The 23,016-nt window shown below is 51.4% G+C and carries 22 protein-coding genes; all 22 read left to right on the top strand.

What is annotated here, in order from left to right:
* Positions 1-14: 14 nt before the first annotated feature.
* From PHO67_02405 to PHO67_02300, 22 genes are read left to right on the top strand one after another with little or no spacing between them, the layout of a single operon-like run.
* The gene (locus tag PHO67_02405; protein ID MDD5546000.1) at positions 15-1,127 is read left to right on the top strand and encodes an N-acetyl sugar amidotransferase; all 1,113 of its coding nucleotides are present in this window, start codon (positions 15-17) and stop codon (positions 1,125-1,127) included.
* Positions 1,128-1,149: 22 nt separating this feature from the next.
* Positions 1,150-2,175, top strand: coding sequence for a class I SAM-dependent methyltransferase (locus tag PHO67_02400; GenBank protein ID MDD5545999.1), 1,026 nt, complete (start codon positions 1,150-1,152; stop codon positions 2,173-2,175).
* On the top strand, positions 2,168-3,241 hold the full coding sequence (locus tag PHO67_02395) for an N-acetylneuraminate synthase family protein (GenBank protein MDD5545998.1): 1,074 nt from the start codon (positions 2,168-2,170) through the stop codon (positions 3,239-3,241). The genes PHO67_02400 and PHO67_02395 overlap by 8 nt, the downstream gene beginning before the upstream one ends.
* Positions 3,238-4,242 carry a hypothetical protein gene (locus tag PHO67_02390; protein MDD5545997.1) on the top strand — a complete coding sequence of 335 codons (1,005 nt, stop codon included), beginning with the start codon at positions 3,238-3,240 and terminating at the stop codon, positions 4,240-4,242. Before PHO67_02395 ends, PHO67_02390 begins: the two co-directional genes overlap by 4 nt.
* Positions 4,214-5,002 (top strand): GNAT family N-acetyltransferase, encoded by a 789-nt coding sequence (locus PHO67_02385; protein MDD5545996.1) that lies wholly within the window; start codon positions 4,214-4,216, stop codon positions 5,000-5,002. Before PHO67_02390 ends, PHO67_02385 begins: the two co-directional genes overlap by 29 nt.
* Positions 4,999-5,664: a PIG-L family deacetylase gene (locus PHO67_02380; GenBank protein MDD5545995.1), complete on the top strand. Its 666-nt coding sequence runs from the start codon at positions 4,999-5,001 to the stop codon at positions 5,662-5,664. The genes PHO67_02385 and PHO67_02380 overlap by 4 nt, the downstream gene beginning before the upstream one ends.
* A 2-nt stretch (positions 5,665-5,666) precedes the next feature.
* Positions 5,667-6,584 (top strand): methionyl-tRNA formyltransferase, encoded by a 918-nt coding sequence (locus PHO67_02375; protein ID MDD5545994.1) that lies wholly within the window; start codon positions 5,667-5,669, stop codon positions 6,582-6,584.
* A 2-nt stretch (positions 6,585-6,586) separates the two neighbouring features.
* Positions 6,587-7,360 carry a hypothetical protein gene (locus PHO67_02370; protein ID MDD5545993.1) on the top strand — a complete coding sequence of 258 codons (774 nt, stop codon included), beginning with the start codon at positions 6,587-6,589 and terminating at the stop codon, positions 7,358-7,360.
* 1 nt (position 7,361) lies between these two features.
* Entirely contained in the window at positions 7,362-8,324 is a 963-nt protein-coding gene (locus PHO67_02365; protein MDD5545992.1) for a Gfo/Idh/MocA family oxidoreductase, read from the top strand.
* Positions 8,325-8,331: 7 nt separating this feature from the next.
* Positions 8,332-9,465, top strand: coding sequence for a hypothetical protein (locus tag PHO67_02360; protein MDD5545991.1), 1,134 nt, complete (start codon positions 8,332-8,334; stop codon positions 9,463-9,465).
* A complete protein-coding gene (locus PHO67_02355; GenBank protein ID MDD5545990.1) occupies positions 9,462-10,784 on the top strand; it encodes a DegT/DnrJ/EryC1/StrS family aminotransferase in 1,323 nt (440 codons plus the stop codon). Before PHO67_02360 ends, PHO67_02355 begins: the two co-directional genes overlap by 4 nt.
* Positions 10,781-11,338 (top strand): GNAT family protein, encoded by a 558-nt coding sequence (locus PHO67_02350; GenBank protein MDD5545989.1) that lies wholly within the window; start codon positions 10,781-10,783, stop codon positions 11,336-11,338. The genes PHO67_02355 and PHO67_02350 overlap by 4 nt, the downstream gene beginning before the upstream one ends.
* Positions 11,339-11,344: 6 nt before the next feature.
* Positions 11,345-12,496 carry an N-acetyl sugar amidotransferase gene (locus PHO67_02345; protein ID MDD5545988.1) on the top strand — a complete coding sequence of 384 codons (1,152 nt, stop codon included), beginning with the start codon at positions 11,345-11,347 and terminating at the stop codon, positions 12,494-12,496.
* A 17-nt stretch (positions 12,497-12,513) separates the two neighbouring features.
* Positions 12,514-13,845 (top strand): amidase, encoded by a 1,332-nt coding sequence (locus PHO67_02340; GenBank protein MDD5545987.1) that lies wholly within the window; start codon positions 12,514-12,516, stop codon positions 13,843-13,845.
* Entirely contained in the window at positions 13,842-15,704 is a 1,863-nt protein-coding gene (locus tag PHO67_02335) for a hypothetical protein (GenBank protein MDD5545986.1), read from the top strand. Before PHO67_02340 ends, PHO67_02335 begins: the two co-directional genes overlap by 4 nt.
* Before the next feature lie 19 nt (positions 15,705-15,723).
* Complete coding sequence (locus PHO67_02330; GenBank protein ID MDD5545985.1) at positions 15,724-17,550, top strand: ABC transporter ATP-binding protein; 1,827 nt, start codon at positions 15,724-15,726, stop codon at positions 17,548-17,550.
* Positions 17,543-18,298 carry an aldolase/citrate lyase family protein gene (locus PHO67_02325; protein ID MDD5545984.1) on the top strand — a complete coding sequence of 252 codons (756 nt, stop codon included), beginning with the start codon at positions 17,543-17,545 and terminating at the stop codon, positions 18,296-18,298. The genes PHO67_02330 and PHO67_02325 overlap by 8 nt, the downstream gene beginning before the upstream one ends.
* Positions 18,299-18,312: 14 nt before the next feature.
* Positions 18,313-19,080, top strand: a complete 768-nt coding sequence (kdsB, locus tag PHO67_02320) for a 3-deoxy-manno-octulosonate cytidylyltransferase (GenBank protein MDD5545983.1) — start codon at positions 18,313-18,315, stop codon at positions 19,078-19,080.
* 10 nt (positions 19,081-19,090) lie between these two features.
* Complete coding sequence (locus PHO67_02315; GenBank protein ID MDD5545982.1) at positions 19,091-20,083, top strand: class I SAM-dependent methyltransferase; 993 nt, start codon at positions 19,091-19,093, stop codon at positions 20,081-20,083.
* Positions 20,080-20,697 carry a DapH/DapD/GlmU-related protein gene (locus tag PHO67_02310; protein MDD5545981.1) on the top strand — a complete coding sequence of 206 codons (618 nt, stop codon included), beginning with the start codon at positions 20,080-20,082 and terminating at the stop codon, positions 20,695-20,697. The genes PHO67_02315 and PHO67_02310 overlap by 4 nt, the downstream gene beginning before the upstream one ends.
* Positions 20,698-20,707: 10 nt before the next feature.
* Positions 20,708-21,523, top strand: a complete 816-nt coding sequence (locus tag PHO67_02305; protein ID MDD5545980.1) for a hypothetical protein — start codon at positions 20,708-20,710, stop codon at positions 21,521-21,523.
* Positions 21,520-23,013 carry a radical SAM protein gene (locus PHO67_02300; protein ID MDD5545979.1) on the top strand — a complete coding sequence of 498 codons (1,494 nt, stop codon included), beginning with the start codon at positions 21,520-21,522 and terminating at the stop codon, positions 23,011-23,013. The genes PHO67_02305 and PHO67_02300 overlap by 4 nt, the downstream gene beginning before the upstream one ends.
* Positions 23,014-23,016: the final 3 nt, after the last annotated feature.

Below are 23,016 nucleotides of genomic sequence, written 5' to 3'. Positions count from 1 at the left end.
GGAGAGGATTTAAAATGGTCATTTATTGTAAACGGTGCCTCATGCCTTCCACCAGGCCGAGGATATCTTTTGACAAGGAAGGTATTTGCAACGCGTGCAGGAATGCCGAGAATAAATGGGAAGGCATAGATTGGCAGGCCAGAAAAAAGGAATTCCTCGACCTCCTGGGGCAATATCGGTCCGAAAACGGGTCATGGGACTGTATCGTACCGTGGAGCGGCGGAAAGGACAGCAGCGCCGTGGCATACAAGTTGAAATATGAGTTCGGGATGAACCCGCTCATGACGACATTCTCCCCGCAGCTGCCTACTGATGTGGGAAACTACAACCGCGAGATGATGGTCCAACTTGGTTTCGACCATCTTTTCTTCCGCCCCAACCAGCGCATACACCGTCGGCTGTCGCGCAGGTTCTTTATAGAACGCGGCAACCATAAGGTAGCATGGGACGCCGGCGTCAATACGATACCCGTCCAGGCCGCGGTGAATTACAAGGTGCCGCTGGTCTTTTACGCCGAACACGGGGAGAGCGAATACGGGGGGAAGGTCCTGAAAGAGGAGTCGAAGAAACTGCGGGACTTTACCGAGGTCATAGAGCACCAGATAGGCGACGATCCCAGGAACTGGGTAGACGACAAAATCACGGCGAAGGACCTCAATCCTTACCTCTATCCCGGCCTGGAGGAAGTCAGGAAGGTGGGAGTAAAGGCGCTTTACTTCGGTTATTTCTTCAAATGGAGCAGTTACGAGAACTTCCTGTACATAAAGGAAAAATTCGACTTCAAGACATGCCCCACCGGAAGGTCGGAAGGGACCTACACCGATTTCGACAGCCTCGATGACAAGTCCGACAACCTTTACTATTACATGCAGTTCATAAAGTTCGGTTTCGGCAGGGCGGTGAGGGATGCCAGCAGGATGATCCAGAATAAGCAGCTCACCAGGGAGCAGGGCCTGGAATTGGCAAAAAAATACGACGATGAATTCCCGGCGTATTATTTCAAGGATATGCTGGAATACCTGGATCTTACAGAAAAAGATTTCCATGAGATAGTGGATAAGCACAGGAATCCCGAGATCTGGAAGAAAGAGGGCGGGAAGTGGCAATTGCGATACCCCTTACGCTGACATGCAAACACGGGAGTGAAAAATGAATTTTGAGGAACGAGTAAAAAGAAGGAATGAGTTTGATGCCAGTATAGTCTATGGCACTCGCAAGTTCAACCTGTTGACCAAGCGCGATGACCACCTCGCTTACAGGGAGACCCATGATGACCAATGGACCGATCCCGGTACCGGGCTTATTTATGATAAGTTCGCCGAGAAGAGAGCCTGTCCGTTGTGCAAGTCAGGAGACCACGATGCGGTTTTTGTAAAGTATGGGTTCCCTCATGTAAAGTGCAAGAGCTGCGGGTTGGTATATGTAAACCGGATCCTGAATAATGATGAATACAAGAAACTCTGGAGCGCCGAGGATTCCTGGGAGGCTGTTTTGGAAAGCGCGGAGCAGATAAAGATGCAGGCCCTGGAGGCAAGGTACAGCCTGGATATCGCCGAGTTTTATTTCGACAGTAAGGAAAAAAGTGATATAGGTATTTGCGATGTGGGCTGCGGGCCGGGCACATTACTTGGCGAAGCAAAAAAGAGGGGATACTACGCTTTTGGCGTCGAACCTAACCGGCGCTGCCATAAATTTTTAACGGAAAAAGAAATAGATTATATAGGCGATTTTTTCCCGCTTAAGCAAGAGATCAAGCGTAGGTTTGATTGCATCTTTTTATTGAACACCCTTGAGCACTTGAGGGAGCCCTTAGAGACAGTGCTGGAGGTAAAGAAGATATTAAAACCAAAAGGCATAATTTTTATTTCAGTCCCTTGCATGGATGCGCTTGTCAACCGGATCATGCATGAAAAAGCAGGCGTTTTTGCGGGGCATTCTCATATCCAGTTCTTTAGCAGGGAGACCCTTTCCATGCTTTTTGAAAAAGCGGGGTTTGAGGTCCTGGAGCACGAAACGATAATCACGGAGATCGGGGTGATCAAGAATTACCTTAGCTACAAGGACCCCTATTTCGGCGATAATGCCGATGCCCTGGATTTTCTTACACCGGAACTGATCTACAAGAACCACCTGGCAAGGAATATCAATATGGTGGGAAGGTTAAGGAGTGCCTGACAGGCCGGTCTATGTAATAGCGGAAATAGGCATCAACCATAACGGCTCTCTCGATAACTGCCTGGAGATGATCGACGCCGCCGCAGCCGCGGGCTGTAATGCCGCGAAGTTCCAGCATTTCAAAGCGAAATATCTTTATCCGGAGACGGCGGGCAAACTGGACTGGAAAGACGCCAAAGGGGCATATTCTTACGATATCTTCGATGCGGCAAAGCGGTTTGAAATGCCCGAAGCGTGGATTACGCGGCTCATGCGCCATTGCGCAGGGAAGAAGATAGATTTCCTCGCCTCTGTTTTCGACGCGCGCGGGCTCAGGACAATGGTTGAGAAGGGACTGAAACGGATCAAGATCGCTTCGTATTCGATTACAAACCTGCCGTTGCTCCAACAGTGCGCGCAGACCGGGCTTCCGGTAATCATCTCCACGGGCGGAGCGAGCCTGGGCGAGGTTGAAAAGGCAGTTTTTACCGTTAAACGTTATCATGATAAAATAGCGCTCTTACATTGCTCGTTGAAGTATCCGACGCCGCTCAAGGACTGCAACCTTGGGGTGATAGAGACCTTGAAGCTGGCTTTTTCGGGCATCGCGGTCGGATTCTCCGACCACACCGCAGAGGTCTCCGACGCCGCGGTACAGGCGGTCTATCTCGGCGCTTCTATCATAGAAAAACACATTACCCTGGACAGAAAAATGGCGGGTCCTGACCATTTCTTTGCGTTGGAACCGGATGAGATTGAAAAGATGGTAAAGGATGTCAGGTCGGCAGAAACCGCGCATAAGCGTAAAAATTTCACTATCGATAAACTTTTGTACGGCACGACGGCCAAGGTGACATTTCCCCATGAACGTTACCTGAGGGATTTTGCCTTCATGAGCCTTTTTGCGCGCAGGGACATTAAGAAAGGGAAGGCAATAAAGCCCTCGCACATCGCCGTCCTCAGGCCCGGCAAAAAGGCGCATGGGCTTGCGCCGGAATATATGAGCTTATTCGAGGATCACAGGGTCACCGCTAAAAGGGATATTCCGTCAGGCGAACCTCTTACCTGGGCGGACATTTTGAGATGAAGAACATAGTATTCAGGGCAGACGCTAAAACCTGTATCGGCACGGGTGACCTGGTCTCCCTGATACACCTGTCCAGGTATTTTGAGAAGGAGGGCTGGAGAGCGCATTTTATCATCAGGGGGTATGACCTGGGCCTAGCGCTGGCAGAAAAACACGCGTTAAAGAACCTGAGCGTGATCGACCCGGACAGCGGCATCGAAGAAGAGGTGGACAACATAAACAGGTATATAAAGAAGAACGGTATCGACGCGGCCTTCTTTGAGATCACTGAAAGGCCGCTGGCTGATTACCGCGGGATAACGCCTGAAGCGATAAAGGCGTGTGTGTGCTTTGACGGCGCCGTGCCGGACGATTTCGACCTGGTCGTGAACTGGGATGTATCGGCTGAGGAGACCTTTAGAGGGCGCGCGGCAGGCAGGGCGCGTTTCCTCCTTGGGCCGCAGTATGTGATCCTGCCGGCCGACTTTCAATTCGATCGTATACGCGAAAGGAAGGATAAAGAGACGGTCAGGACTGTATTGATAACGCTAGGCGGAGCCGATGAATTTGACCTCACAAAAAAGGCGGTAGAGGCGCTGGCAGGCCTCGATACCTCGCTGGAATTGCATATTATCCTGGGCTCGGGTTATAGATACAGGGAAACGCTGAAGCGCAGGCTCGGTGACCTGGCGCTAAAGTATGAATTAAAACAGAATATTGCGAGCATGTTCCAGGAATATATGAATTGCGACCTTGCTATCTCCGCGGGGGGGCTTACCGCGTATGAACTGGTCTGTACGCGTACGCCGGCTTTACTGACGGCGGTGTATGAACATCAAGTCACGAGGTGCGAATATTTTGATAAGAAAAGATACGCCCGTTATATGGGATTCCGGACGATCGATCCCGTAATGGTAAAAGAGGCGCTGCGCCGCAGCGTTGCCGTGGACCCGGGCATTTTCCCGAGGACAGACTCTATCAGGGAGGCAGTGGATGAAATATATGAAAGACATCACGCTTAAGGCGGCCGGCGCGAAGATCCGCCTGAAATTTTTGTCGTGGGACACCGGTTTTTTCGGAAGGCCTTCTTTTCTGCTGGATGCCGGCAGGCTGGAATTGACGCCGTCCTCCGAGCTTGACGAAAAGTTCAGGAGATCCTTTAAGGATACATTTATTACCGCCAAGATCGACACGGCGACCGGAATAAAGGTATTAGATTTTTTGTATTCTGCCGGTTTTAAATACATTAATACCGAAGTAACCCTTAAATATCAGGATAGGGAATGCTGCGCCGGGAGGTCTATGGCTGCGCACGCCAAGAGAGGAGCGCTTGGTTGTAAGATAGAAAAGCTGGAAACGAATGAGGGCCTGCCGTATTCCAGACTGGGCTCGGTATTCACATGCGACCGTTTCCATACCGATCGGCATATACGGAAAGAAAAAGCAGACCTGCTTTGGATCAGTTATTTAAAAAATTTCAAACCTTCCGCAACGCGGTCTCTCTTCGCCGCGCGAATCGGCGGTGAAGCTGCGGGAGTAATCCTGTGCCATAAGGATGCGCGGAAGAAAAAGGTCTTTTTGGCCTATGTGGCGGTAGCGGCAAAGTTCGCGGGCGCAGGCGTGGGCACCGCGTTGATACGGCATGTTATCAGGCATTTTAGGCGTTTTGAAATGGTGACTGAAACGCAGATCGGGAATATTGCGGCTATGAATTTTTACATCAGGAACGGGTTTTCCGTGATCGAAAAAACCAGGACCATATTACACAGGTGGAGCCGATGAAAAACTTGATAATCGCGGCGCACCCCGATGACGAGATATTGGGATGCGGAGGCCTGATCGCCAAGCAAAAGAAATGCGGCATCGATTCATACGTCGTGATCCTGACGGACGGCGCAAAGGGCAGGTATTCGCCGCGGCAGGCTGCGGCGCTCAGGAAGAACGCCCTTGAGGCGAATAAGAAGGTCGGAACCAAGAAAGTCTTTTTCGAGGATTTCCCGAACCAGAAGTTCGATACCATCGCGCTTTCAGATATCATCGGGTGCATAGAAAAATATATATCGCGGCTGGATGCGGACAGCCTGTATACCCACCACGCCGCGGACCTGAACAAGGACCACCGGATAGTATACGAGGCGTCGATAACCGCCGCTAGGCCCATCCCCGGGCAGAAGATAAAAAGGCTTTTCACGTATAATGTGGCTTCCACTACCGAATGGAACTCCATGGAAAAAGAGGACCTGTTCATACCTAATATATTTCTCGATATCGCCGGCGAGATCGGGGTGAAGACGGCGGCGATGTCGCGGTACGAAAGCGAAGCCAGGCCGTACCCGCATCCCAGGAGCCCCGAAGCCATAAAGGCTTACGCGAATTACTGGGGGATCTCGGCGGGCATTAAATATGCCGAGCCGTTCAGGCTTATAAGGGAAGTGCGAAAATAGGGATGAGGATAGTTTTTATAGGTTGCGTCGAGATTGGAATGAAATGCCTGAGGCAGGTGATAAAAGACGGCGGCGATGTTGCGGCCATATTTACCCTCTCCCGGAAATATGCCGGCAGGACCTCGGGGTTCTCGGATTTCTCTGCGGTCGCCAGGAAACACGGCATACCGCTGTACAGGGTAAAGGACCTCAACGATCCTGCGAATATCTCGCGCATTAAAAAGATGGGACCGGAATTGATAGTGATATGCGGCTGGCAAAGATTGGTCTGCGCGGAGATATTGAAGATCCCCGGCAAAGGCGCGATAGGTTTCCATTCTTCATTGCTGCCAAAATACAGGGGCCGCGCGCCCGTGAACTGGGCGATAATAAACGGAGAGAAGAAGACCGGTGTTACCATGTTCTACTGCGACCCTCAGGCGGACACCGGGGATATAATTGCCCAAATGAGTTTTCCGATAAGTATTAAGGACACTTGCGCTACGGTATACGACAAGGCCGCGTCGGCGGTGTGCCGTTTGATCAGCAGGCACCTGCCTGAGATCGAGGCGGGGCGCGCGCGCAGGATAAAGAATGTTTCCGGGAACCGTAAGTTTTGGCCGAAGCGGCGGCCGGAAGACGGGCGCATCAACTGGAACGCCCCGGCTATCGATGTTTACAACTGGATACGGGCCCTGACCCGTCCTTATCCCGGCGCGTTCACATATAGCAAGGGCGTAAAGTATTTTGTTTGGAGCGCGAAGATCGGCGGCTCCCGGAGGGCGGCCGGAGATGCCGGTGAAATACTGTCGGTGCGAAAGAAGGGCAATAAACGCTCGTTTTTGGTGTCTGCCGGGGATAGGGCTATATGGATAAGCGATGTGGCAGCTGAGGGCGGAAGGCCGGCCCGTGATTTCGCAAAAGGCGACAGGTTTATTTGACCATGAAAACCGCGAAAGAGGTATACGCCGTGATAGAGGCCAGGATGGGGTCTACGCGCCTTCCCGGAAAGATGGCGCTTGACCTGTACCCGGGGCTTCCCGCTTTGGGGGCGGTCATAGAAAGGCTTTCGGCGTGTAAAAATGTCAAAGGGGTGGTGGTAGCGACGACCGAAAAAGACAGCGACGACCGGCTGCTGCCGATCGCGAAAAGGTTCGGGGCCGGATGCTACCGGGGCAGCGAAACGGATGTCCTGGGAAGGGTAGTGGGAGCGGGGACGGTCGCAGCCGCGAAGGCGCTTGTTTTGGTCACCGGCGATTGCTCATGCATCTCTCCTTCGTTAATAGATGAAGGCGTCGATTTCTTCTTCAAGAATGCGTATGACCTGGTATCGAATTGCCTGGAGGACTCTTATCCCGTAGGCATAGATATGCAGGTGGCCGGATTTTCCGCGTTATCCAGGGCGCATGAGACGGCGTGCCGCGCCCCTTACAATTCGGACAGCAATAATTTCGAGCACACAAATTATTTCATTAAAAGCCACCCGGAGTTATTTTCGTCGTACCGGTATCCGGCCCCGGCAAAATTTAACCGGCCGGATATCCATCTTGCCCTCGATACCGAGGCGGACCTTGAGGTCATGAGGAGGATATACGGGCGGCTTTACCCGGTGAACAAATTATTCGATACCGGCGACATCATCAAGTTGCTTGATGATGAGCCCGGGATATTGGAGCCTTTAAAAGGCCGTTCCATAAACAGGACAGGTATAAAATAACATGGTCAGAGCAGGGATAATTGGTTGCGGGAATATAGCGTTTAAATGGGACAACCCAAAAGGGCCGCATTATAATACGCACGCCAAATCGTACTTTAATGAGCCGTCTGCGAGGCTGGTCTCCTGCAGCGATATCATATTCGACCGGGCGCGTGAAATGGCCCGCGTTTATCCGGGGGTTATCCCATACAGGGATTACAGGGAAATGTTCAGGAAGGAGCGCCTTGACGTCGTCAGCGTCTGCGCCACGACATCGGCCCACTATAATATAATAAAATGGATCCTGGAGAATTCGGGGGTCAGGTATATCCTGGCGGAAAAACCGCTTACTTACAAGATCTCCCAGACCGCGGAACTCGCCGATTTAGCTAAAAAGAAAGGCGCTTATATCGCCGTAAATTACCTCCGTCGCTGGGATGAATCGATAAACAGGGTTAAAGGACGCATAATCGGGGGTGAGTTCGGAGGTTTCCAAGCCGGCCGGGCGGTCTATTACGGCGGTTTCCTGCAAAATGCGGTTCACCTTGTCGACCTACTTTTATTGTTCGGGCACAAGCCGGATTTTTCGCTGATCGCGTCAATAGTCAAGCTTTACAAAGACGATTTTGGCGCTTCAATCCTTTTAAAAACGAAGGACGGGAAACCGGTATTCTTCAGCTGGGTAGACGGGAAAGACTACCCTTATCTTGAGCTGGACCTGTTTTACAAAAAGGCGCGTGTGAGAATAGGCGATCAGGGCGAGGTCGATATCTTTAAGGTAAGGAGATCATGTGTGTATCCGGATTTTCAGGAGTTGGCACCTGCCCGTCGTTATCCTTCAACGATCTCGAAGGCAATGAAAAATTCCGTCTCCGGTATCGTGAAGGCCTTCCGCGCGCAGTCTATAGACCACGGGCCCTTGAAGAATGAAATGGAAATAATCAGGCTGGCGTCGGAGATCTGGCGCAAGGCAAGAAGGCCGTAAGAAACATATGGATTTAAATGGGAAAAAGATAATAATGGCTATCCGCGACCCCGGCGCATCGCAGGCGGTGCTGCTCTTGTACCGGCCGTTGAAAAAGCTCGGCGCAAATGTCTGCGTAGCGGCCCGGGGGCCGGGATTTCCCCTGGCCGTAGAAGCGGGCACCGGACCAGACGTGCGCAGGCAGGCGCAGAGCGGTTATCCGTACATATGTGATTTTGTCCGGGCCGAAAGGCCGGACCTGATCGTGACCGGCACGAGCATAAACGATGACCTCGAGAGGGATTATATAAAGGCCGGAAAGGCCTGCGGGGTTCCGGTCGTATCTTTCATAGATTGGTGGACAAATTTCGAAAAGAGGTTCATTTATTCTAAGACCGGCGAGACCTGCGTCCCCGACTGGATCTGCGTGGTCGACGGCATAGCGGAAGGTTTATGCCGCAAATATTTCGGCAATCGGGCAAGGATAGTCCGCACAGGGAACCCGTATTTTTCATCGGCAACAGCCCCTTTGAGAGGCCTTGGCAATATTAGAAAGCGTATGCTAAGGCAGTTGTCGCTGGATCCGGGCACAAAGACAATATTATATCTTGCCGAGCCGACCGAACCGCCGGTAGAATACAACCAATTTAAGATCTTTGAACGGGTAGCGGGCGAGCTGTCAAAGGTTTCCGCCGGATACGGCAAGAGCCTGAACCTGATCGTAAAGTTCCACCCTAACGGCGAGAAAGAGGATATTTACAGGCGTTACGGCCGTATAGCCAAAGAGAAGCTGGCCGGGAATATCAACGTCAGGATGGTGAAGAAAAAATATAATGCCAGCGAACTGATAGCAAGCTCAGACTATGTCTGGGGCATGAATACGACGCCCCTGTTCGAGGCGATGATGAGAGGAAGGCTTGTCTCATCTTTCCTGCCGGGCGTTGATATCCCGGGCATACCTTTTTTGAAGATGGCAGGATACTGCCCTTCGGCGAACGCGTATTCCCAGTTCCCGGGCCTGGTTCGCAGCCTGTTGACCGACGAAAAATTCGTCAGGAAGGCCCGGCTTGCCCAGAAACGCTATGAGATGCCGCGGGAGAATTTTTTCAAGACATTTTGCGGGATCGCGAAGGCGGAATTAACCAGGAAGGGGCGAAGATGAGCAGATTGGCGATTTACGGCGGAAAGCCGGTCCGCAAGAGGCTTTTTCCTTTTTATAGGACAGTAGGAAAGGAAGAGAAGAAGGCGCTTTGCGGAGTCATAGATTCCGGGGTACTTTCGGAATTCCTGGGATCATGGGATGAGAAGTATTTTTTCGGCGGTCCCGGGGTGCGCCGGCTTGAAGGTGAATGGGCAAAATACTTCGGCGTGAAGCACGCTGTTGCGGTCAATTCCTGTACGTCGGGACTTTATTGCGCGGCAGGCGCAGCGGGGATAAGCCTTGGGGACGAGGTAATAGTTTCACCCTATACCATGTCAGCCTCGGCCACGGCGGCCGTTATTTTCCAGGGCGTCCCGGTCTTTGCCGATATAGAGGAAGATTACTTTTGCCTCGACCCGGTATCGGTGGAAGAGCGCATAACGTCCAGGACCAGGGCTATAATAGTTGTCGATATATTCGGCCAACCCTATGACGCGGACAGGATAAATGCGATAGCCCGGCGCCATAAGCTGGCAGTAATAGAGGATGCCGCCCAGGCACCCGGAGCAAGATACAAAAGAAAGTACGCAGGGACCCTGGCCGATATCGGCGTATTCTCCTTGAATTGTCATAAGCATATCCAGTGTGGGGAAGGCGGTATAGTAGTCACGGACAACGATGAATTGGCCGACCGGGTGCGGCTTATCCGTAACCACGCCGAAGCGGTCGTAGGAGACAAAAAACAAAAAAACCTCGTGAACATGATAGGCTACAATTTCAGGATGACCGAGCTTGAAGCGGCGGTAAGCATATGCCAGTTGAAAAAGCTTAAGGGCCTGCTGGGGATCCGGCAGAATAATTGCCGGTACCTGGAATCAAAACTGGGCGCCGTACCGGCGATAGTCGTCCCGCCCAAGAGGCCGCATTGCGAGCACGCGTATTATATACAACCGTTCAAATTCGATAAAGAGGCCGCAGGCGTAGGGCGGGACTTGTTCCTCGACGCGGTCCGCGCCGAGCTTGCGCCTACCGAAAAGTCCGAAGACCTTGGCGTCCGCATATGGGGCGGATACGTCAGGCCCTTATATATGCAGCCGATGTACCAAAAGAGGATCGCCTACGGCAGGTCCGGCCTGCCGTTTGGCAGGAAGTTCTATAAAGGGAAGGCCGATTATTCGAAAGGGTCCTGTCCTGTCGCAGAGCGGATGTACGGGTCGGAACTTTTTATAAACGACCTGATGCATGCCGGGATGAAGAAGAATGACCTGGATGATGTCGTGAGAGCCTTCGAAAAAGTCTGGGAGAACCGTTCCGAACTAAAAAGAAGGAGTAGCGCATGAGATCCGTATTTTTGGAAGGAAAACAGATCTATCTCAGAGCTATTGAGAAGGGTGATGTTAAAGGCAATTATCCTCAGTGGCTTAACGACCGGGAAGTATGCCGCAACAACGCCCATGGGCGCTTCCCGAACTCGGCCGCCAAGGCGGAAAGTTACGTAGACAGGGTGAATAACAGCGGCTCTGACCTTGTGCTCGCGATAGTGTCCAAAAAGAACGACCGGCATATCGGGAATATTGCATTGCACGGGATCGACTGGATAGCGAGAAATGGGGAATTTGCCATAATCATCGGGGAGAAGAAGTATTGGGGCAGGGGAATAGCCAAGGAAGCGTCGGGCCTGTTATTGCGGCACGCTTTCCTGGCGCTTAATTTGCACAGGGTCTACTGCGGGACCAACGAGAAAAATATCGCGATGCAAGGACTGGCCGCCCACATGGGGATGAAAAAGGAAGGCCGCAGGCGCCAGGCGTTCTTAAAGGACGGCGCCTACCAGGATATCATAGAATACGGCATATTGCGCGATGAGTATATGAGAAGAAAGAAGGCGAGGTGACGGGAAATGGGCGATAAAAAGCGCGTTAAGCAGACGCGTTACGAACGGTTGGCCAAAAAGGCCGGATACGGCAAACCGCTCTTTCACGGGAAGATAAGATACTGTGTCCGCTGCTGCATGCCGGAGACGGCCGAAGGCCTGGCATTCGACGAAATGGGTATCTGCCAGCCCTGCCGTTCTTCCGAACAGAAGATACACATAAACTGGAAGGAGAGGGAGGCGAAGCTGAGGAAGATCCTTGAGAAATACCGTTCAAAGGACGGGAGCAATTACGACTGTATCGTCCCTATAAGCGGCGGAAAGGACAGCACCTTCCAGCTGTATGTTGTGACGCAGGTATACAAATTGAACCCTTTGGCTGTCACCTTCAACCATAACTGGTACAGCGAGACCGGCAAATATAACCTCGAGAACGCGCTAGAGAGATTTGATGTGGACCACATCATGTTCACGCCCAAAAGGTCGGCGGTCAATAAACTGGCGAAGAAATCCCTGCAGCTTATAGGGGACACGTGCTGGCATTGCCATGCCGGCGTGGGGGCGTTCCCTTTGCAGATAGCGGTGAAATACAAAATAAAGCTGCTGATATGGGGCGAGCCGGGCGGGGAGAATCACGGCCGCGCTACGTATTTCGATCCCATCCCGTATGACCGCGATTATTTCACCAAGATATCGGCAAGATACTACGCGGAAGAGGTGGTAGACAAAAACATATCCTTAAGCGATGTCCTCGGGTATGTCCTTCCTTCGAAAGAAGAGGTCGAGAAGGCGGGCATCGTAGGTATCTACCTTGGGGACTACATGTTCTGGGACGACGAAAGACAGACAGAGTTCGTCCGCGACAATTTCGGCTGGCGCGAAGATAAGATCGAGGGGACTTACAAGGGATACAAAAGCGCCGAATGCAGGATGGCAGGGATGCACGATTATTCCAAATTCATCAAGAGGGGATTCGGCAGGGGCACCGACCACGCCTCGATCGACGTCCGCACCGGGCTATTGACGCGGGAGGAAGGTTTTGAGCTGGCGAAGAAACATGACGCCCAAAGGCCCTCGAAATCGCTCGATTACTACCTTAAAATTACGGGTTACAGCGAAAAGGAGTTTGAGAAGATACTGAAAGATAAGCGCGACAAAAAGGCGAAGCTGCTCCCGTGATACGAAAAGGTAAAAATATGAAATTAAACCTTCTTTCTGCGACAGAGCTGATCAAGAAAATCAAGAGTAAAAAAGTAAGCGTCGAAGAGGCCTGCCGCGACTGTCTGGAAGCGGTCTCGGAAAAAGACCCTGTAGTCAAGGCCTGGGAATATATAGACCCGGAATCGGCAATAAGGCATGCGAAGCGCCTTGACAAGAAGAAGGAATTAGGGTCATTGGCCGGGGTCCCGGTAGGAGTGAAGGATATATTCAATACCAGCGATATGCCTACCGCTATGGGGAGCCCCTTATGGAAGGGTTTTACGCCCGGCAACGACGCAAGGGTAGTCCATTCTATCCGGATGCAGGACGGGCTGGTCCTGGGCAAGACCGTCAGCGCAGAGTTCGCAGTCCATTACCTGCCTAAGAATAAGACGGTTAACCCGCACGATCCCCGTTATTCCCCCGGCACTTCATCGAGCGGTTCGGCTGCGGCCGTCGCTTCGTATATGGTGCCGTTAGCTTTAGGCACCCAGACCGCGGGTTCGATAATAAGGCCGGCGAGCTATTGCGGGGTATACGGTTTTAAGCCGACGTTCGGGACGGTCCCGAGGACGGCCATGCTCAAGACGACGGATTCATTGGATACGGTCGGATTGCTGGCCAGGACCGTCGATGACGTCAAGCTGCTTTTTGACGTCATCAGGGTGAGGGGGAGCAATTATCCTTTCGTCAACGCGACCCTTGACCGGAATTCCCCAATAAGACTTTCCAGGAAGATCAAAGTCGGTTTCATTTCCGGCGGGATACATGTCTTTAATAAGTTCGAAAAATACGCGATGGATGCGTTCGATTCGTATATCCGCGGCCTGAAGGGGAAGGGGCAGGTCGAGCTTGTCAAGATCAAGCCCTCCGCAGATTTTAATAAGATACATGACATCCACTCGACGATCTACGACAAGACACTGTCCTATTATTTCAAGGATGAGTTTAAACAGCACACGCTTATCAGTGAATTGATGTATGAGATAATAGAGCGGGGCAACCGGATCACAGGCGCCGAATATGCCGATGCGTTAGGAGAGCAAGTCCGGATCGGCGCAAGGATAGGGAAGGAACTGGCGGGATACGATGCGGTGTTGACACTGTCCACTTCCGGAGAGCCTCCCCTTATCGACGAGAGGGAAAAGCCGGATACCTGCCTGATCTGGACATTCCTCGGTTACCCTGTCTTGAACATACCGGCATTTACGGGCCCGAACGGATTGCCTTTCGGCTTGCAGGTCGCGGCGAAAAAATATGATGATTATAAGATGCTCCATATCGCAAAATATTTCCTTGCCAATAAAGACGGGCGCGCAGCCGGATGAACTTGTTCCTTGTCGAAAATGACCGCACCCTAGATTCCTTCAAAGGGTCCGCAGCATATCGTGAGGGCAGCGACGTGACGGTCTGCTTCAACTACCTGGCCTACCTGCGCCTGAAGAGAGAAGGCGGGAAGCATATTTTTTATTTTATCGAAGACCTGTTCACCCCGGCTGATTATAAGTCGCTCCATTCGGCCACGGACCATTTCGCGCTTGATTGGTATCGGAGGGACGGAACAGACCATTCCGTCTACGGGGGGATATCTTACGGGGATATGGCAAGGATCACATTTTCACGGAAATACATGTTAACGGTCTTGCTGAAGTACGGTGAAGCCGTCCGGAAAGCGATAAGGCGCTGGCCGGAAGCGCAAAAGGTCTACTTTGACCTTTCTGTTTCAAGTAACAGTTTCTATCTTCGCGGCGATGACAAGGGAAGGTTCTTTAATAAAGTGCGCCTTGTCGAGCAGGTGTGCAGGCAGTTGGAACGCGAATGCGTCCCGATCGTCCCGGCCACTCACATCCCGTCCCTATGCGTATCTTTTAAGCAGGCAGGCAGCCGTAAGACTCTGGTACGCGGCCTAAAGGATGCCGTAAAAGGCATGTTGATAGAAGTTAGCGCGCTCATTAGCGCGCTAACCGGGTCACGCGGTAACATATATTTCTTTTCCTATTTTAATATAAACAGCATCCTGGAACACATGACGGATAAGTTCATAGTTAGCGGGTCCGGCTCGAACGTATTAAACCCGCGCCGTTTCCTGAATCCGCGTTTTCTCCAGTTCGACGATGTTTCATATAATCTTGATAAAGATGAAAGAAGATTTCTGGAGTCGATCGAAAATAAATACCTGGTTGAAGGGGCAGGAGCATATCTCGACGGCTTTTTTGTATTCAACGGCATAGACTACCGTTTCTTATATTACCCCGCGGTCAAGGACCTGGTGCGCAGCGTGATACCCGGTTTGATGGAGTATGCGGGAAAGGTGAGAAAAGCGGTAAGGCAGTTCGGTATCTCGAAGATGATAATATTTGAAGAGATCGACGAACAATTCCAGGCGGTCATTGCCGCATGCAGGTCGGCAGGCATCATGTCAGTATGGGTAGACCACGGTATCCAGGGGAGCAACCACGCCCAAAAAGTATGCGACAGGGGCAGGTCCGACCTGGTCATCTGTTCCGGAGAATTCTTTACCGGTTACTACCGTTCGCAGGGCACGGGCACGAGCCGGTACGTTGCGCTGGGAAACCCGTCTTTGGATATTTATACCCCCGACAAGGTCAAGCACGTAAGTTCGATCAGGAACGTAATGTTCCTGAGCTTTGAGGACGGTTTTTACAGCCACTTGGACCGGTTCGCATACCAGGAAAAGTATTACGAGGAGATCTTCTCTATATTCGGCGAGCTCAATTCCCGTAATGTGAAGGTCTATTTCAAGCCCCATCCGGGTTATGAAAAAAAGTATTTTGAATATCTTTTTGATTTTTTCAAGGTGGATACATCGAAGTTCGTATATATTGAAGACACGCCTTTCTCCAGGGTCGTGTACGACATGGACCTGGTTGTCTCCAACGTAACCAGCTGTTTTTATGAAGCGCAGGCGGCGGGCGTGCCGACAGTCTTCCTCGAGCCTTATTTCAACCCCGAAACCCTGCTCCCGCCGCTAAACGGGATCAACGGAGAAGAGGTGTTAAGGGTGTCAACCGGGAAAGAGCTGATGGATATCATAATGAAAAACCTGGATGACCCTGAAGATCTTAACCGGTTCCTGGAGGATTTCCTCGGGAAACACGCGGCCAAATACATGGGGAAACTCGACGGGAATGCCGGCAGCAGGATAATCGAATACCTACGCAATTAATATTTAACGCAGAGGGGATATGCCAAAGACAGGATCGTTGACTAAGATAAGGGGGATGCTGACCAAGGGCGAGAAGCTGAAGCTTTTAGGCTTGTCTCTCGGCGCGTGCGTATTATCGGTATCGGAGATATTCAGCATAGGGATCCTGATCCCTGTGCTGGGGCTCTTCCTTGCGCCGGAGAAGATACACTCTTCAAAGATACTGTCGGACCTTTATGTCATGTCAGGCGCGAAGGACGAAGTGTCTTTCCTTACCATCCTGGTCGCCGCAGCATTCCTGATATTCTTATTTAAGTCGCTTTACTCGGCTGCAATGCTCTACTATCAGCAGAAGGTAATGGGAGTCATATATTCCCGCCTTAGCAGTGAGACCTTAAGGGCATATTTGACCAAACCTTACGCATTTTATCTCGACAGCAATTCAGCCGCACTCTTTAAGAACGTCTCCACCGAGGTCTCGAACGTCGTATATTATTTCCTGAACCCGGTCGTCTCGGTGGTCTCGGAGAGCATAATAATCATAGGCATATCCCTGTTCTTATTAGCCCTGTATCCGCTGTTGATGGTAATACTTGTTTCCGTAGTGGGTATCGTTGCCATATGGGTGAACATTTTTTTCAAAAAGCGCATAAATGGGTATGCGAGCCAGCGGGAGTTATTCAACGGAAAGATGTTCAAGGTGGCTTTAGAATCTTTAGGCGCGATCAAGGAAATAAAACTTTATAACGCCCAGCAGTTTTTCATATCAAAATATTATGACGTGACCAGGAAATATGCGGACGGGTTCGTGAAGTTCTCGGTCCTTTCGGGGTTGCCGCGTTACATATTCGAACTCATATTGTTCGCTTTTATACTTTCCATGATATTGGCCAGTTCGTACATGCATAGGACGCCCGCAGAGGTAATACCGGTGTTAGTTGTCCTCGCGGTGGCAGCGTTAAGGCTCCTTCCGTCATTTACCAAGATATATTCAAGCATCAGCTATCTCCAATACGGTTTCAACAGTTTGAATATAGTGCATGAAATACTCAAGGATGAGATCGAAGATTTGGAGGCAGCGCCTGCCGGTAGCAGGGCCCTGCGTGCCGGGCCGGGAGCCAGGACCTTGCGGCTGGATGATGTCACGTTCCGCTACAAGGCCGCGGCCCAGCCCATCTTTAAAGGCCTGAATATTTCCATCCCACTGGGCAGCACGGTAGCTATTGCAGGCGAGACAGGCGCGGGAAAGAGCACCCTGGTAGATATAATTGTAGGCCTGTTGGGCGCGGACCAGGGCAAAATCTTTTACCGGGACCAGGCGCTTGACAAGGGCAATATGCTGCAATACCGCCGGTCGATAGGGTATATCCCCCAGAATATATTCCTTACCGATGAGAGTATCTCGTCCAATATCGCATTCGGGGTCCCCGCTGAAAAGGTCGATGCTGAGAAGCTGCGGCAGGTCATCAGGGTCTCCCAGCTCGAAGATTTTGTGAAAGAATTGCCCGCAGGGGTCGATACCCATGTCGGCGAAAAAGGTGTGCGGATATCGGGAGGCCAAAAGCAGCGGATAGGCATCGCGAGGGCGCTCTACAGGGACCCGGAGATACTGGTCCTCGACGAGGCCACATCGGCGCTGGACGGCAATACCGAGGAGAAGGTATATAATGCGCTGAAAAACCTCGGAAGGAAGATGACGGTCATCATAGTTACGCACCGGCTGCATACGCTTGAGCACGCCGACCATATTTATGTCATTGACGGCGGGAAAATCGTCGATGAAGGGACTTTTTCGGACCTCTCCAAAGGATCCGAGGCATTCAAAAGGATAGCGAGGCAAAAATCAGAGGGAGGCGATAATGGTTGACCTGAAAAAGAAATTGGGAAGGAATGAATACAGCGTAGGTTCCTGGATTACTATCGGGGATACCGCCGTCGCCGAGATAATGGCAAGGGCGGGCTTCGACTGGCTTGTTGTGGATATGGAGCACTCCGCCATGACTTTGCCTGAGGCGCAGGAATTGATCCGGACCATTGAGTTGTCCGGGGTCGTCCCTCTTGTCCGGGTAGGGGAAAATGACCCATGCCTTATAAAAAGAGTGATGGACGCGGGCGCCCACGGCGTGGTAGTCCCGATGGTAAATACGAGGTTTGACGCCGAGGCGGCGGTAAAGGCGGTGAATTATCCGCCGAAAGGGACAAGGGGCGTAGGACTGGCAAGGGCCCAGGGGTACGGTTTTGGGTTCGAGCGTTACAAGAAATGGCTGCGAGAGAAAAGCATAATCATAGCCCAAGTAGAACACATAGAAAGCGTTGATAACCTGGAGGAGATCCTTGCCGTTGACGGGATCGACGGCTCGATAATAGGGCCGTATGACCTATCCGGTTCGCTTGGGTATCCCGGTCGATTTGACAGGCCCGAAGTCAAAAAAGCGATCAAGCGTTATGAGGATGTCTGCAGGAAGATGAAGAAGCCGATGGGATTCCATGTGGTAGAGCCGGATATAAAAAGGGCAAAGGAATTGAAGCAAAAAGGTTATAAATTCCTGGCGGTAGGGCTGGATTCCCTGTATCTCGGCAGGAAATGCCTTGAAGTGACAGGAGAGCTGAGGTGAACAAAAAACATAGTATCAATATCGCAGGCATCATCCCGGCCCGCATGGCATCATCGCGCTTTCCGGGGAAACCGATGGCCGGGATCTGCGGCATCCCGATGGTGGGCCATGTATACCTAAGGAGTAAGCTGGCGAAGTCCCTTAAGGACGTATATATCGCCACATGCGATGAGGAGATAAAGGAGTATTGCGAAAAAAACGGCATGAATGCGGTCATGACCAAAGATACGCACGAGCGCGCATCCGACAGGGCAGCTGAAGCGATGCTGAAGATAGAGAAGAAGACCGGAAAGAGGCTGGACATAGTGGTCATGATACAGGGCGATGAGCCCATGATCTATCCCGAGATGATCCAGGAATCGATAAGGCCGATGTTGAAGGATAAGGACGTCCAGATAGTCAACCTTATGGCGCCCCTGAAATCGCAGGAAGAGCAGGGAGACCCCAATGCGGTAAAAGTAGTGACGGACCTGGAAGGTTCGGCCCTGTATTTTTCGCGTGAGCCTATCCCGTCCTGGAAGAAAGGCGCAAAGGAGGTCCCGATGTATAAGCAGGTCTGCATAATCCCTTTCAGGAGGGATTTCCTCATCAAGTTCAATAAGCTGAAGATGACGCCGCTTGAGGTCGTGGAATCCGTAGACATGCTCAGGGTCCTGGAGCACGGCTATAAGGTAAAGATGGTCCGGACGAAATACGACACATACAGCGTGGATACCGAAGAAGACCTCCGCAAGGTCGAGAACCTGATGCTTAAGGACCGTTTGATGAAGGGATACCGTTAGGCGGGATACCATGAAAGAAAACGATATAAGAAAACGCAGTACATTCAATAAGTATCTCGAGTTGGTCGAAAAAGACGCGCGGGAATTCTTTGACCCGGCTTCGTTTGCCGCGGCCGGGTGCCCGTCCTGCGGCGGCGCAGAGCACACCTTCGAGTTTGAAAAGGCGGGTTTTAAGTATGTGTCATGCAAGAAATGTTCAACCCTGTTCGTGAATCCGAGGCCGCCGTTCAATAAATTGAAGGAATTTTACTCAAACTCGCCTTCGACGAGTTATTGGGTAAACGAGTTCTTTAAGCCGGTAGCCGCGGCCAGGAGGGAAAAGATATTCAGGCCGAGGGCGGAATATCTGGCCAAGATGCTCGGTAAAAGCGGGGAGCTTGTCATAGGGGACATAGGGGCCGGGTTCGGGATCTTCCTTGAAGAATTGAGGGATATTGCCTCCGGGAACAAGTATATTGCGGTAGAGCCGTCATTGGAAATGGCCGATATCTGCAAAAAGAACGGCCTTGAGGTGGAATGCGCATGCATGGAAGATATAACCGGCCTGGACGGCTCATTCGATGTGCTCAGCATTTTTGAACTGGCCGAGCACCTGCATGACCCGTTTTCCTTTTTCAAGAAGGCCCACTCGCTCTTGAAGCCGGGCGGACGGCTGTTCGCGACCACCTTGAACGGGATGGGCTTTGACATACTGCTGTTATGGGAAAAGTCAAAGAGTATTTCGCCGCCCCACCACCTTAATTTCTTTAATCCCCATTCATTGAGATATTTGATGGAGAGGATCGGTTTCGAGGCGGAAGAGGTCTCGACGCCGGGCAAGCTTGACTGGGATATAGTCGAAGGGATGATAAAGGATGAAGGCGTAAAAGCCGGCAGGCTATGGGAGATGGTAGCGCGTTCCGGCACTGACGTGTGCAAGGAAGGGTTGCAGGATTGGATCGCAAGTAACGATCTCAGTTCCCATATGCGGATAATAGCCAGGAAGAAAGGGCCCTTGTCATGAGCTTGATAGGAAACATGAAACGCGCCGCAGGAACGGTGGTCGCCGAGTGCAGGGAGTGGTTCGAGAGGTTGTTTATCGCTTATCTTCCGGGAAGGATAGGGATATTGGCGCGGCGCTTATACTGGTCGCCGCAATTCCTCCGGTGCCGTTCCTTCATTATCTCATACGGCTGCAGGGTCACGAACCCGAAAGGCATCACTATGGGCGATCGCGTGAATATAATGCACAACTGCTGCCTTTATGCCAATGATAACGGGACCATCAAGATCGGCAACGGGGTCAACATGAACAGCAACGTGATAATAGGGGCCGCAAACGACGGCGAAATAATCCTGGGCGACAACGTGGCGATCGGGCCGAATGTCGTCATTCGCGCGAGCAACCACATATACGGACGCAAGGATATCCCTATCAACAAACAAGGCCATACCGGAGGCAGGATAGTCGTGGAGGATGATGTCTGGATAGGCGCAAATGCGGTCGTGCTGCGCAATGTGACGATAGGTAAAGGAGCCGTCATAGGCGCCGGCGCAGTCGTGAACCGCGATATACCGCCGGGGGCCCTGGCTTGCGGGGTTCCCGCAAAGGTAATAAAGGCGGATTGCAGGGGCTGAGATACCGGAAATGGCGAGAAGCGGGAAAAAACAGGCAGGACTGAAATTCGGGCCGGGCAGGGATAACCCGAACAGGGACTTTGTATTCAAATGCTGCAACCTTCCGAAAAAAGGCGCGATAGACGTATTGATATTTTCCGATTCAAGGAGCTCCAACATCAAATCTATCAATGACAGCTGGAGCATGAGGATGTTCCGTTATTTTAAGGACAAGAAGATGTCAGTAATGCTTGTGGTCCGTCCCAAGGAATGCACGGTCTTTTTGACGCTGGTAAATTTCCTGGAGTCGAACAAACTCTATTTTAAGCATTTGATCACCGAGATCGGGCTCGTCGACTTTACTCCGAAAAAGATTGAAATAATAAACGATATACTGGACCAAAAGGCCGTCTATTTTAAAAAAGCGCGGTTCCGGGTTGAAAGATTAAGCAAATACCTGCTATCGAACGGCGAAATCAAGGATCTCTACTCCATAGATTTTAACCGGGAGAGGTTCAAGAAGGAGATAGCGGATTGCATCGAACGCCATTCGGGAAACGCGATACTCATGGGCACGTTAGAAGTAAGCCAGGGAATAAAGATCAAAAGGAATCGGCCGAAAGAGTTTTTTACAAAACTGAAAGATTCTAACAGATTTTTAGCCGGAATCTGCGGGATGAGCGGCAGGATCGAATATCTCTATCCTTTTGAGGGGGCCGCTTATAGGCCCGAAAAACTTTCCTACGACGGCGTCCATTACACCGGATTAGGACACGGACAGATTTACAAGGTAATTAAAGAAGCGTTTACCGCCAAGGGATCCCCGGATCGGAAGCCTGGAAAATGAAGAATAACATAAAAGCGCTGTTGGTATATCCGAACATGATGATGAAGAACCTGCTTCCCCCGTCCATAGGGCTGCTCACGGCTTGCCTTAAGCAGAAGGGTTTTGAAGTCGGGTTGTTCGATACCACATATTACTGCACCGACATGGAGAACCCGGACGAGATCCGGAAGTCGTACCTGCAGGTAAGGAGCTATGACGCCCAGGATTACGGGATATCCATCAAAAAAACGGATGTTACCGAAGATTTCAAAAAAAAGGTCGCTGAATTCAAGCCCGACCTGATAGGCGTTACGGTCGTGGAAGACACGATGCCGCTAGCTTTAAGGCTGATAGGATCGTTGGGTAAGGACAGGCCGCCGACCATCTTCGGCGGCATTTATATCTCTTACCTCAAGGAGAAGGCGTTTGAGAATAAGGAGATAGATTCCATCTGCCTCGGCGAAGGCGAAGGCGCTTTGGTGGAATTATGCGAAAGGATGCAAAACGGCCTGGATCACTCGGACGTCCAAAACTTATGCTTTAGGCGCGGCAGCGAGGTCGTCAAGAACAAGGTCAGGCCGCTGGTCGACCTGGACAAGCTGCCTACCCCCGACTATTCGCTTTTTGACCCAAAGAGGCTGCACAGCCCCATGCAGGGAAAGATGTACAGGATGCTGCCTGTAGACTTTGACAGGGGATGCCCTTATGACTGCAGTTTTTGTGCCTCGCCCGCTTACCGGAACTGGTACCGGGAGCAGAACGGCGGATGCTATTTCAGGAAGAAGGACCCCGGGAAGATAATCGAAGAGATGAAAGAGATGGCGGAAAAATACCGTCTCGAGTACCTTTATTTTAACAGCGACACTTTCCTGACGCTCCGAGATGATGTATTAGTGAAGTTGATGTCGAGGATAAGGGACGAGGTCGGCCTTCCTTTCTGGTGCCAGTCGCGGGTGGAGACGATAAGCGAAGATAAGGTGCGGCTGCTTAAGGATTGCGGCTGCGACCGTATCACCGTCGGGCTCGAACACGGCAACGAGGAATTCAGGAGAAAGATAATAAGGAAGAACTTTACCAACGATCAATTTATCAGGGCCACCGAGACCATCAATAAAGTGGGCGTCCCCCTGAGCGTCAACAATATCATAGGGTTCCCCTATGAGACGCGCGAACTCATCTTTGACACCATAAGATTGAACAGGAAGGTAAGGTCGGATACGGTGAGCGTTTTCATATTCTATCCCTATACCGGGACGAGATTATATGACCTTTGCGTAAAGGACGGCCTTATCGACCGCTCTGTCACGAATGCCTCGCTCCTGCAGAATAGTGTCATAAAGAACAAGAATATTACAAAGGAGCGCCTCAACCAGCTCCTCAAGACATTCTGTCTCTATGTGAAGTTCCCGGAAGCGATGTGGCCTGATATCGAAAAAGTTGAGAATCTTGAACCGGGAAGCGAAGCGATATTCAAGAAATTGAGCGAAGAATACCAAAAGAAGTATTTCTAACGA

This window comes from Candidatus Omnitrophota bacterium (genome assembly GCA_028716565.1).
Lineage (GTDB): Bacteria > Omnitrophota > Gorgyraeia > Pluralincolimonadales > Pluralincolimonadaceae > Pluralincolimonas.
This window is presented reverse-complemented; position numbering and strand designations above follow the sequence as displayed.